The sequence below is a fragment of the Cryobacterium sp. TMT3-29-2 genome, from assembly GCF_004564305.1.
GTDB classification, from domain to species: domain Bacteria; phylum Actinomycetota; class Actinomycetes; order Actinomycetales; family Microbacteriaceae; genus Cryobacterium; species Cryobacterium sinapicolor.
This window is the reverse complement of record NZ_SOGK01000080.1, coordinates 1-11,750: the sequence shown is the minus strand read 5'-3', so window position 1 is coordinate 11,750 and position 11,750 is coordinate 1. Positions and strand designations below refer to the sequence as shown.

At 70.2% G+C, this 11,750-nt stretch carries 11 protein-coding genes; 4 read left to right on the top strand and 7 right to left on the bottom strand.

Annotated features, from left to right (window positions below):
• Window positions 1–207: 207 nt before the first annotated feature.
• The 6 genes from E3O67_RS16945 to E3O67_RS09575 form a co-directional block, all read right to left on the bottom strand.
• The gene (locus E3O67_RS16945; protein ID WP_167726565.1) at window positions 208–753 is read right to left on the bottom strand and encodes a hypothetical protein; all 546 of its coding nucleotides are present in this window, start codon (window positions 751–753) and stop codon (window positions 208–210) included.
• A gap of 343 nt (window positions 754–1,096) precedes the next feature.
• Window positions 1,097–2,452, bottom strand: coding sequence for a maleylacetate reductase (locus tag E3O67_RS09595; RefSeq protein ID WP_241982098.1), 1,356 nt, complete (start codon window positions 2,450–2,452; stop codon window positions 1,097–1,099).
• Window positions 2,453–2,459: 7 nt separating this feature from the next.
• On the bottom strand, window positions 2,460–3,242 hold the full coding sequence (locus E3O67_RS09590; protein ID WP_241979148.1) for an alpha/beta hydrolase: 783 nt from the start codon (window positions 3,240–3,242) through the stop codon (window positions 2,460–2,462).
• A 9-nt stretch (window positions 3,243–3,251) separates the two neighbouring features.
• Window positions 3,252–4,226 (bottom strand): ring-cleaving dioxygenase, encoded by a 975-nt coding sequence (locus E3O67_RS09585; RefSeq protein WP_134428106.1) that lies wholly within the window; start codon window positions 4,224–4,226, stop codon window positions 3,252–3,254.
• Window positions 4,227–4,481: 255 nt separating this feature from the next.
• Window positions 4,482–4,745 carry a hypothetical protein gene (locus E3O67_RS09580; RefSeq protein ID WP_134428104.1) on the bottom strand — a complete coding sequence of 88 codons (264 nt, stop codon included), beginning with the start codon at window positions 4,743–4,745 and terminating at the stop codon, window positions 4,482–4,484.
• Between the two features lie 216 nt (window positions 4,746–4,961).
• On the bottom strand, window positions 4,962–6,086 hold the full coding sequence (locus E3O67_RS09575) for an RNA polymerase sigma factor RpoD/SigA (protein WP_134428102.1): 1,125 nt from the start codon (window positions 6,084–6,086) through the stop codon (window positions 4,962–4,964).
• A 184-nt stretch (window positions 6,087–6,270) separates the two neighbouring features.
• Here E3O67_RS09575 and E3O67_RS09570 point away from each other — a divergent pair, with 184 nt between their 5' ends.
• Entirely contained in the window at window positions 6,271–7,188 is a 918-nt protein-coding gene (locus tag E3O67_RS09570) for a hypothetical protein (protein ID WP_134428100.1), read from the top strand.
• Window positions 7,189–7,302: 114 nt separating this feature from the next.
• Here E3O67_RS09570 and E3O67_RS09565 read toward each other — a convergent pair whose 3' ends face one another.
• Window positions 7,303–7,587 carry a glutaredoxin domain-containing protein gene (locus tag E3O67_RS09565; protein WP_134428098.1) on the bottom strand — a complete coding sequence of 95 codons (285 nt, stop codon included), beginning with the start codon at window positions 7,585–7,587 and terminating at the stop codon, window positions 7,303–7,305.
• Between the two features lie 172 nt (window positions 7,588–7,759).
• On the opposite strand from E3O67_RS09565, the gene E3O67_RS09560 reads away from it, so the two are divergent.
• From E3O67_RS09560 to E3O67_RS09550, 3 genes are all read left to right on the top strand, one after another.
• Window positions 7,760–9,565, top strand: coding sequence for a diguanylate cyclase (locus E3O67_RS09560; RefSeq protein ID WP_135102553.1), 1,806 nt, complete (start codon window positions 7,760–7,762; stop codon window positions 9,563–9,565).
• Between the two features lie 95 nt (window positions 9,566–9,660).
• Entirely contained in the window at window positions 9,661–10,464 is an 804-nt protein-coding gene (locus E3O67_RS09555; RefSeq protein WP_167726563.1) for a nuclease-related domain-containing protein, read from the top strand.
• A 334-nt stretch (window positions 10,465–10,798) separates the two neighbouring features.
• Window positions 10,799–11,750: ADP-ribosylglycohydrolase family protein (locus tag E3O67_RS09550; RefSeq protein WP_198418966.1), on the top strand; the 952-nt coding region annotated here is incomplete at its 3' end.

Here is an 11,750-nt window from a genome sequence, read left to right as displayed (position 1 = left end):
GGCTTGGCGGGCGGGTGGGTGGCTCGGCGGGCGGGTGGCTCGGCGGGCGCGCGGCTTGGCGAGTGGGCGGCTTGGCGGGCGGGTGGGTGGCTCGGCGGGCGGGTGGCTCGGCGGGGGAGAGGCTGCAGCAGAAACCGGATGCCGGTGTGCGGCATCCGTCTTCGTGCGTCGTGTTCTTCGTTCGAGCGGGCGGTGCTCGCGGCGGCGTCAGCGCTCGGCTTCGTCGAAGTCGTCGAGAACGGCCTGCTCGTAGGCAGCCTCGGCGGCGTCGGCCCTTTCCTGGGCTTTGGCGACGCGCACACTGATCTCGTGCTCGGACTTGCGCAGCCGCTCGGCCTCTCGTGGAGTGGCCGTGTCGAGCAGATCCTCGAGGGTGTCGGCGTCAAGGTGCACGGCGGCCAGCGCATCGACCTCGGACCGGGCGACGGCGGCCTTGCTCCGCAGGATGCGCAGCCGCGATTCCTGGGCGAACTGCCTGGAGAGACGGTCGGCGGACTGCTCGGGGGTCCGTTCGACGGGGACCATGCGCTGGTCCGCGTGGGTGGGACTGGTCCGGCTGGTGTTGGTCTGGTCAGTGTTGGTCTGCTCGGACCCGTGCTGGTTGGTGTTGGTCTGGCTGGTGTTGGTCTGGTCAGCGTTGGTCCGGCTGGTGTTGGTCTGGTTGGTGTTGGTCTGGTCAGCGTTGGTCTGCTCGGACCCGTGCTGGTTGGTGTTGTTCTGCTCGGCACCATCGCCGCGATCCGTGTTGCTCATTGTGCCTCCCTTTTTCCGCTGGCAGCCTAGCGCGCCCGGTGTCCGCGGCAAGGGGAGTGGCGGGACCCCTTGCTCGCCGAATTCGACCGCCAGTTCGGGGCGGCGGGCGGCGGGCGGCGGGCGGCGGACGCGGGGCCGCTGCTGCGCCGAGAGTCGCCGGTTCTGCCCAGTGTCGTCGGTAGAGCGGCGTCATTCGGCAGAAACGGCGACGCTGGGCGGTCATCAGGCAAGCGGCGACCGGCGTACCGGCGACCGGCGACCGGCAGGCGGCAGGCGGCAGGCGGCAGGCGGCGAGCGGCGAGCGGTGAGCGGCAGGCGGCAGGCGGCGAGCGGTACCCGACCGCTACCGCCTGCCCGGGGCGGTGCCGGCCCAGGCGTTCCGCAGCAGCACGGTCAGGTCGTCGGACGTGACCGGGTGCGGGTTCGACGCGGGAACCGCCGGCAGGATCAGCTCCACAGCCCGGGCGATGTCCGACTCCGCAAACCCGAAGTCCCGCAGCGCAGTCGGCGCGTGCACGCTGTTCCGCAGGGCTAGCAACCCCTCGACTGCGGAACTCGAGCCCAGGGCCGCGGCGATCCGCACCTCGGCCTCGGGCGCAGCCGACGCGTTGAGGGCCACTACATGCGGCAGCACGATCGCGTGCGTCTGCGCGTGCGGCAGCCCGAAAGCACCGCCCAGCACATGGCAGATCTTGTGATGCAGACCCGAACCGGCGCTGGAGAACGCGTTCGCGGACAGATACGCGCCGTAGAGGGCATCCTCCCGGGCGGCAAACGTGCCGCGGATGCCGCCGCCCCCCAGATCAGGATCGCCCCCGGCTACGGCGGGCCGGGCGACGATCCGCGGCAGGGCGCGCGCCAGCATCCGGATGCCTTCGGCGGCAATCAGCGCGCTGACCGGGTTCGCGCCCGGAGCCCAGAGCGCATCAACGCCGTGGGCGAGGGCGTTCAGCGCACTGGACACACCCAGCTCGCTGGGGAGGGACAGCGTCAGGGTGGGGTCGTAGATCACGGTGCCGGGCAGCACCCTCGGATCGAAACCCGTGGTCTTCACACCATTCTCGAACAGCCCCCAGACAGCGGTGGCCTCCGAGCCGGAATAGGTGGTGGGGACCGCCACGATCGACAGCCCGGCGGGGCGGTCGCTGCGCAGCGAGAGAATCTTGGACAGCCCGATCGCCGACCCGCCGCCGAGGGCGACGACCACGTCGATGTCGGCCGCCTGCGCCGCACGATGGGCGCGCTCGGCTGACTCCGCCGGAACGTGCTGCACGATCTCATCGAACACCACCGCCGCACGGATGCCCGCGAGCACCGCCGCGGACCGCTCCAGTTCCCGCCGGCTCGCGATCACCATCACGCGTGGGGTGTTGTCGGTGTTGGTGCCACCGGTTGCGCCCGGGGTCTCAGCGGCCTGGGCGGTGCCGGATGGGGTTGCGCTCGGTGTGCCTGACTCCTTGCCGCCGAGCTCGTCGTGCTTGTTGTCCTTGCCGCCGAGCTCGTCGTGCTTGTTGTCCTTGCCGTCGAGCTCGTCGTGCTCGTCGTGCTTGTCGTCCTTGCTGCCGAGCTCGCCGTGCTCGCCGAACTCGCTCAGCACCCTGGCGAGCAACTCCGCCGCGCGTCCGCTGCCGAACAGCACGCGCTGCCGCTGCGTCCGGTACTCGAAATCAAGGGCTTCCGCCGCGGGCTGCTCCCTCACGGCGCGCCTACGCGCGGACCTGCGCTTGGCGGGCCAGCCAGGATCGGGCGGCGGCGACATCCGTTGCGGCGATGCCGTGACCGCCGTCGCGCAGCTCACGCTCGACCTCGGCGCCGTGCGCGGTGAACGTCGCGGCGGCCCGGTCTGCGCTCGCGAGCGGGGCCATCGGGTCTGAGCGCCCGTTGAGCATCAGCACCGCGGTGTCGGCGAGGTCCGTCGTGAGCGTTCGATCGTCGAGTGGGAACATGCCCGAGAACGCGACGACCCGGTCGAGCGCCTTGGGGTAGAGCAGTGCCGTGGCCAGCGCGATGTTGGCGCCGTTGGAGAAACCGACCGCGATGATGCTGCGGTCGCCGAGGTCGTAGCGCTGCCGGGCCGCCGCGATGAAACCGGCCAGTTCGCCGGCCCGCATCACCACGTCGTCCACGTCGAACACGCCCTCGGAGAGGCGGCGGAACCAACGCAGCATGCCACCCTCGGTCACGCGTCCGCGCGGGGAGAGCACGGTCGCGGCCGGGTCGAGCGCGTCGGCGAGGTTGAGGGTCTCCTGCTCGTTGCCGCCGGTGCCGTGCAGCATCAGGAACACGGGCGCGTCGGCTCCGGCTGCGTCGGCTCCCGGCGCGTCGGAGCCCACGGATGCCGCGGGCCGGCCGGCCCGGAACACGTGCGGCCAGTCGAGGGCGGCCTGCTCCCAGGCGGCGGCCACGTCGCCGGCGGCCCGGTGAGCGGCAGCGCGATCGGAGTCGGCCTGGTCGAAATCGGGCAGGTCGAGGTCGGGCATCTCATTCATCGGGGCCGCCTACTGACCCGCGACGAGGGCAGGGTTGTTCTCCCTCGGCAGGGTGATCGGTGCGACGGCGCGTTCGATCTGGTCGCGGCTGGGCTCGAGCCACGGCGGCAGCTTGAGCGAGCGGCCCAGTTCGAGCAGCGGCTCGTCAATGTCGAAGCCCGGGGTGTCCGTGGCGATCTCGAACAACACGCCGCCGGGCTCGCGGAAGTAGATCGACGTGAAGTACTGCCGGTCGAGGATCGCCGTCACGCCGTAGCCGCGCGCGACGAGTTCCTGACGCCACTGCTCCTGCGTGGTCTTGTCCGGCACCCGAAACGCGATGTGGTGCACGCTGCCGCCGGCGGTCAAGCCGACCTGCCCGTTCGGGTCGGCGATGATGTCGACGATGTTGCCGGGAACTCCGTCGCCGGCACCGACCCGGATGCGGTCGGGGGTCTCCTCGATCACGTGCATGCCGAGGTCGCGGGTGAGCACCTCGACGGTGCCGGTGGGGTCGGCGACGGTGAGCACCGAGGAATGCTGGCCGCGCACCGCGTATTCGGCGGGCACGGATGCCGAGTCCCACGGATTGCGCGGATCAACCGTCGACGAGGCAACGAGATCCAACTGCAGGCCGTCGGGATCGCGCAGGGAGAGGCGTTCCTCGTCGGCGGAGCGGCGCACGAACTCGGAGTCGACGCCGAGTTCCTTGAAGTGGCCGGCCCACCAGCCGAGGCTGCCGGCCGGCACCGAGAACGCGGTGGACGTGGACTGCCCCGAGCCGGGACGCCCGCTGGAGATCCCCGTCCAGGGGAAGAAGGTGAGCAGTGAACCCGGACGGCCCGCGTCATCCCCGTAATAGAGGTGATAAGTGCCGGGATCGTCGAAGTTGACCGTCTTTTTCACGAGCCGCAGGCCGAGGCCGGTCACGTAGAAGTCGATGTTGCGCTGAGGTGCACCGGCAATCGCGGTGACGTGGTGCAGTCCGGAGGTTTGCGGGGTCATGGGTCCCTTTCTGGCGGGGAGTCGGTCGGTATCGGTCTGTCGAGGGGGTCGGCATGCGCGGTCCGACGTGCGCAGCCTGCCCTGCATAGGCTGCCTTGCGAAGACTGCCCTGCATAGTCTGACTTCACGTCGACTTCTATGCAAACACATGTTTCTGTGGATTCATTCCCAAACCCGCGGAAGGGGCACTCTCGACCGGAAAGGTGACACTCGCGAGTGACCTCGGCAGACGGATGCCCGTTCGGGACCCGCGGACTACTCGCCCGGACCGAGATCCCAGGAGCGCTCCGGCAGTTGATCGAGCCAGTTGCCGACCGAATCGCTGTTCACCAGGGAGACGCTGCTCTCGGTGGGCCGGGCCCGCTCCGGCGGCACGGCGGACAACGCCTCGGAGATCGGAGAGGAGATCGGAGAGGAGATCGGAGCCGAGACCGGAGCCTGGCCCCCTGCGGCGCGGACCGACCCGCCCGGTGGGTCACCGGCATCCGTCGGCGCTTTCGCACCCGCGTTCCCAAACATCGAACCCCCCTCAGTCGGCACAGCAAAGGTGGTCACCGGGGTCCGGGGCAACAGTTTGACGCTACGCTCGCGGAGGAATCGCCGTCAAGCATTTCGGTAAACGGATGCCGCCGCGAACCCGGTCGTACCCCGGCACCGCCGGCCTGTGCCCCGGCACCGCTGGTCTGTGCCCCGGCACCGCTCGCCTGTGCCCCCGCACCGCCGCCGTCCGGAGGCCTACGCGCTGACGCTCTCCCCGGACTCCCTCCCGGAGGCCAGCGACGGCCGCAGCCGGGCCAAGGCCTGCAGTTCGATCTGCCGCACCCGGTCGTAGGACACCCCGAAGTGGGCTCCGATCTCGCGCCGGGCCTTCCGGGCCTGGCCGCCGAGGCCGAACCGCATGACCAGCACGCTCGCTTCGCGGCCGGGGAGAAGGGCGAGGTGGCGGCCGAGGCGCTCCAGCATCAGGGTACGGCTGGTGACGTCGCAGGGGTCGAGCGCCTGGGCATCCGAAATGGTCTCGCCGAAGGGCACGTTCTCGAGGCCGCTGCCGAGATCGGCCCAGACCGGGGCGTCGATCGACCGCGGCTGGCCGGCGCGGTTCCGCAGCTTCACAATCTGCTCCGTGCTGAGCCCGCTGGCCTCGCTGAGTTCCGCGGCGGTGCCGTCGCGGCCGAGTCGCTGCCGCAGCCGGCGCTGCACCTGGTTGAGGCCGTTGAGCACCTCGACCTGGTGGGCCGGGAGACGGATGGTGCGGGCCTGGTCGGCCAGCGCGCGGTGGATGCCCTGGCGGATCCACCAGGTGGCATAGGTCGAGAACTTGAAACCGCGGGTGTGGTCAAAGCGTTCAACCGCCCGGATCAGGCCGAGGTTGCCTTCCTGGATCAGGTCGAGGAGGTCGAGTCCGCGACCGGCGAAGTGCCGGGCCACCGACACCACCAGCCGCAGATTCGCGCAGATCAGGTGATTCATCGCCTGCCTGCCGTCGGCCGCGAGCCAAAGAAGCTCCTCTCCGACCTCGACCTCGACCTCGACCTTGACCTCGACCTTGACCCCAACCCCGACACAGCCGGCGACTTCGACTTCGACTTCGACCTTGGCCCCGCCACCGCCCCCGACCTCGACTTCGAATCCGAATCCGCCCTCGACCTGGGCCCCAGCTCCGACACAGCCGGCGACCTCGACACGGCCCGACCGCAGCCGCGAGAGCCGCTCCTCTGCGAACAACCCGACCTCGATGCGCCGGGCGAGCTCGATCTCATCCGTCTTGGCCAGAAGCGGCACCCGGCCGATCTCGTTCAGGTAGTCGCCCACGGAATCGATCGAGGGGCGTCGACGGGAACGACTCGCGGCGGTGGTCATGCCGGTACCGTATGTGCGGTCCGGCGCAGAGATGCCACGGCCGACGCGGCATGTGCAGAACCGCGGGAGTAGCCCACCTGTGCAGGAGCGCCGCCCACCGTCGGCCTCGAATGGGGAGTTTCGCGCGAGGCCCAGATCGACGATGATGTACCGGCAGAGCCGAATCGAGTGGAGGGACGCGATTATGAGTGACGCAGAGTCAAACGATTCCAGCGAGAACTTCCGGCCCCAAGGCGACAACGGCGGCACGAACGGCGGCACCGACCACGCGACGAACGGCGCCACCGACCACGCGACGAACGGCGGCACCGACGGCGGCACCGACGGCGGCGACACCAATGCCGAGAGTGACCTCTATTCGGAGGACGACGGTGAAGTCGACGGCTACGAGGTGTACAACCCGCCGGCGGACCGCTTCCTCACCGCCCAGATGTGGTGGATCGCGAGCGAACTGGTGCGGCGGCATCCGCATCTCCGCATCTCCGGGGTGGAGGTCGACGAGGCCGACCGTCTGCTGATCGTGCACGACGAGCAAGACGGCATGAGCGTGCAGTGGGACCTCGAGGGCGGCTGCAAGTTCCTGGTCGACGGGGTCGTCAACAAGATCAGCTGGATCCAGATGCTGGCCGCGCTCAGCCCGCACGCGATCGTCAAGCGCATCGAGGTGGCGACCGGGCTCGGCATTCCGAAGGTCACACCGGCCACGTCCGCCCGGGCGCTGACCTACCGGGTGATCGCCAGCGCGCTGGCCACCGCGACCAATGACCGCTACGAGTGGTACGCGGTTCCGGCGCCGATGCTGCACGACGAAGATCCGGAGGACCCCGGATGCGAGTACTTCCGCGACTTCCCCTCCACCGTGCGGGCGCGGGCCGAGTATGTCGCGATGACCCTCGAAGAGTTCGAGTCCGGCGGCCGCAGTGTGTACTTCTTCCAGCCGTTCTGGGCGCTGCTCTGCGACCTCGAGCCGATCGCCATCTTCGACTCCGCCGGAGTGGTGCACACGGCATCCGGCGCCACGCCGCTGATGCCCCTGTATGACGAGCTCGACCGCAAGCTCGCGCTCGTGACGGCGCGCGTGCTGGGAGACTACTTCCCCTGACCCGCGCGAGTCGGGCTGCGTGGCTCGCGAGCCGCGCTGACCCGCACGAGCCGGGCTGCGTGGCGCGGCGCGCGAGCCGGCCAGAGCGCGCCGGGCCGCGGGGAGTTCGGCCTGCTAGCGGATGCTGCCGAGCTGGGTGAGCTTCGCGTGCAGGATCGAGTCGCTGGGCTCCACCACATGGGTGCCGTCCGGGAACAGGATCACCGGGATCTGGGTGCGGCCGCTGATCGCGTGGGCGCGGTCGGCGCCGTTCTCCACCAGCAGGAGGTCAACGTAGTCGTAGTCGACCTCGAGTGTGTCGAGCAGTTTCTTCGAGCGGCGGCAGTCGCCGCACCACTCCGCCCCGAACATGGTGAGGCGCTGGGCGTCGGACACGGGAGAGGAGGCAAGGTCGGTCATCCGATCATCCTAGGTCGGCACCCTGATGAGCCGCGACGGATGCCCGCTCCAGCCGATCAGCGTGCGCCTCGTTTTGGGGCGGCGGCCCCTCTTCGCCGCGCTCCAGAACCCGGTTTTTGCGGCGGGCCGACTGCTACATTCGGTCTAAGCGGAAACAGTTGGGGGACTGAATATGCAGTCAGACCAGGACGCCGCACACGACCTAGGGGAAAAACCGGCCATCGACCTGCCACCACCAGCAGCGCCTCAGGCAGCTTCGGAAGCGCCAGAACCAGCGCTCGAACCAGCGCCAGAACCAGCGCTCGAACCCTCGATTGACGAGCTGCTCGCCGAGTGCGAGCGCTCCAGCGCCGGCGGGCGCCATCTCGACGGTGTCGCGCAGGCCGAGGCGGTGCTGGCCCGGGCGGGCGCGACGCTGCTGCAGCAGGCGCAGGCGCGGGGAATCCTGGCGCTGCACCGGCTGCGACTGGGCGACTACGAGGCATCCGTTCACCAGGGACTGTTGGCGCTGGACTTCTTGAACGGCACCGATGACCTGCTTCGGCAGTCCAAGGTGCACTGCACCCTGACGCTGGCCTACAGCGATACCGGGCTCTACGAGCCGGCGCTGCGTCACGCGCTCGCGGCGCTGGAGACCGCCCGCGGCAGCGGCAGCGCACTGGCCGAATTCTGGGCGCTCAGCCGTTCGTCAATGGTGCACGAGGGCATGGGCGAGGCCGAGCGGGGTCTCGAGCTGGGGCGGCAGGCGCTGGCCCTGGCGCGCACGATCGATGACCCCGAGGCGAGCTTCGTGGGGCTCAACAACCTCGGCGACAGCCTTCTGGAGCTCGCACAGGCGCAGAAAGCGCAGAACGCCCAGGCGCAGAACGCCCAGGCGCAGAACGCCCAGGCGCAGAACTCCCAGGCGCAGAACGCGCAGATGAGCCTGAATCAGGCCCTCCTGCTCGTGCGGGAGGCCGTGGCCGTGGCCCACGCCCAGCGGCACAACTTCTACGAGAGCATCGCCCGCACCAACCTGGTCAGTATCCTGATCGAACTCGGCGAGCACGAGGAGGCCCGCGAGCAGGCCGGCCGGTCCCGCCGCCTGGCGAAGGCGCACGGGTTCCGCAGCCTTGAGGAGAACAACGACGCTCAGCTGGCCGAAGTGGCCCGAGCCGAGGGTGACATCGACGGCGCCACGGCGATGATGAATGCCCAGCTGCTGGTCGCCGCCCTCGACGACGACCCGGCGCTGCACATCAAGCTGCAGCAGGCACTGTTCGAAATGCACAAGGAGTGCGGCCGGTTCGAGCAGGCGCTCGAGCACGTCGAGATCTTGCACGCCCTGATTCTCAAGCGCACGACCGACACGGCCGGCATCCAGTCCCAGATGCTGATCAACACCTTGGGGATCGAGCAGGCGCGCCACGATGCGGAGCGGTCGCAGCTCGACGCGGCGCGGCTGCGCATCCGTGCCGACGATCTGGACGTGCAGGCGAACACCGACCCGCTGACCCGGCTGCCCAACCGCCGGGCCCTCGACCGCCGGCTGCCGCGCCTGATGGGCCGCTCCCGCGACACCCGGCAATCGATCTGCGTGGCGATGATCGACATGGACCACTTCAAGCGGGTCAATGACGAGCACGGACACGCCACGGGCGACCAGGTCTTGAACGCCATGGCGGGCCTGCTGCGCGCCGTCACCCGGGACAGCGACATGGCCGTGCGCGTGGGCGGTGAGGAGTTTCTGCTCGTTTTCGCCGACACCTCCCTCGAGTGTGCCGAGCAGGCCTGCGAGCGCCTGCTGTCCTCTGTGCGCGGCCACCACTGGGAGGCTCTGGCACCCGGTCTGGCCTGCACCGTGAGCGTCGGTCTCGCCGAACTGGCCCCCGGCGAGACCGTGGCGGGCTGGCTGGCGCGCGCCGACGCAGCCCTGTACCAGGCCAAGGATTCCGGCCGGGATCAGCTCGTCACGGGCGCGGTGCTGTCGGCGGTGTGAACCGGCCAACGGATGCCCCGGCCGGTCTCCGGCCCTCCCGCACCCGCTAGATTTGTCCCGGGGACAGGGGAAACATGACGACGAAGGCACCCACCATGGGGGATCAGCACGCCGCCCGATCGGTGATCGAGGAGCTGCTCCGGCAGCAGAGCACCACCCCGAAGCGCACCGGCCTCGGCCGGTTCTTCGGCGTCTCGCCGCTCGGCCTCGACAGCGTCAGCTGGTATCTCGGAGCGAAGGGCGAGCTCGCTGTGGGCCAGATTCTCGCCACCCTGCCGCCCGAGTGGACGGCCTTCCACGCCGTGCCGATCGGCAAGAAGGGCGCGGACATCGACCATGTCGTCATCGGCCCCGGCGGCCTCTTCACCCTCAACACGAAGAACCACCGTGGCAAGGGCGTCTGGGTGGCCGGCACCACGCTGATGATCTCGGGGCACCGTGTGCCGCACCTGCGCAACGCCGAGCACGAGGCCGATCGGGTCACCAGGCTGCTCCGAGAACGGATGCCACGCCTCGCCGCCGCGCAGCCCGTCATCGCGCTCGTCGACCCGAAGTCCCTGACCATCAAGAAGACGCCCGAACGGGTGAAGGTCATCACCGCCGCCGGTCTGCGGCGGTGGCTCCTCGCCCAGCCCCTGGTGTTCGGTGCGGCCGAACTGGCCGAGGTCGCCGCGATCATCGACGACCCGGCCACCTGGCCGACCCCCGTCTTCCCGCCGACGGAGCAGCCGCTGGCCGCGTTCCGGGCCCTCGACGCCGAGGTGCGCCAGGCGCACGCGCGCAGCACACTGTGGAAGCTGAGCGGCATCGGCGCCTCGGCCGCCGCCGCGCTGATGGTGGTTCCGCCGCTGCTGACCGTGCTGATCAACGCCTACCTCGGCGGGGTCGACACCCCCTGACGAGTCGGCCGGGGTGCCGGGTCCGGCGTCGAACGAATTCGACGGAGATTTTCGTGCTGGAGCCGGTTTTGGGCGCTTTTTCGGGGCTATAAGGCACTTTTTGGAAAAATCTCCGTCGAATTCGTTCGGGCCGTAGAGGCCGCCGGGCCGCAGGCCGACAGCGGTGAGTCACTGCCCCGTGCCCCTCCCTGCCCCTCGAACGAGGCGGCGACGGAGACAGCGTTTCGCCCGTAGGCTCATTCCGGGGGCGTGAGCCTCGGCGGGGCCCGGAAACGGGCGTGCCAGAGCCGGACTTCACGGACTGCACCACTGCACGATCGCACGGGGGAAACGCTTGAAACTGACGTCCGCACAACTGGACCGCGCCGCCGGCGTACTGCTGGGCATGGCCTGCGGTGATGCCCTCGGCGCCGGCTACGAGTTTGACCCGCCGCTCGCGAGCGACGCCTCGGTCACGATGAAGGGCGGCGGCGGGTTCGATTGGGCCCCCGGCGAGTGGACCGACGACACCTCCATGGCCGTGCCGATCGTGAACGCGATCGCGGCCGGCCACGACCTCCGCGACGAGGCCGTGCTCGACGAGATCGTGGCTGCCTGGGCCCTGTGGGCCCGCACGGCACCCGACGTGGGCAACCAACTGCGCGCGGTGCTGTCTCGAACCGAGCCCACGGCATCCGCGGTGCGTGTCGTCGCCCGCGCCCACCACGACCGGCACGGCCGCAGCGGCGGCAACGGTTCGCTCATGCGCACGGCTCCGGTCGCGCTCGCCTACCTCGACGACCCGGTGGCACTCGCCGCCGTCGCCCGCGCGATCAGCACCCTCACCCACTTCGAAACGGATGCCGGCGACGCCTGCGTGCTCTGGTGCCTGGCCATCCGGCACGCGGTGCTTGAAGGCACCCTCGACGTCCGGGTGGGCTTGGACGCCCTGCCCGCCGACCGTCGCGCGCTCTGGGAGGCGCGCTTCGTCGTGGCCGAGGCCGGCGTTCCGTCGGACTTCAGCCGGAACGGCTGGGTCGTGGAGGCTCTGCAGGCGGCCTGGTCGGCGATCGTCCAGCCGCGGAGCGCGTCCGGCGGTGCGTCCGCCGCGGGCACCGTCTCCGCCACCCCCGCCGGGCACCTGCAGGACGCCCTCGAGATCGCCGTGCGCGGCGGCCGCGACACCGATACGGTCGCCGCGATCGCGGGCGGGTTGCTCGGGGCGCGCTACGGTGCGTCCGCGGTCCCCGCCGCCTGGCGCCGTATCGTGCACGGTTGGCCGGACGGCCTGCGCGCCGACGAGCTCG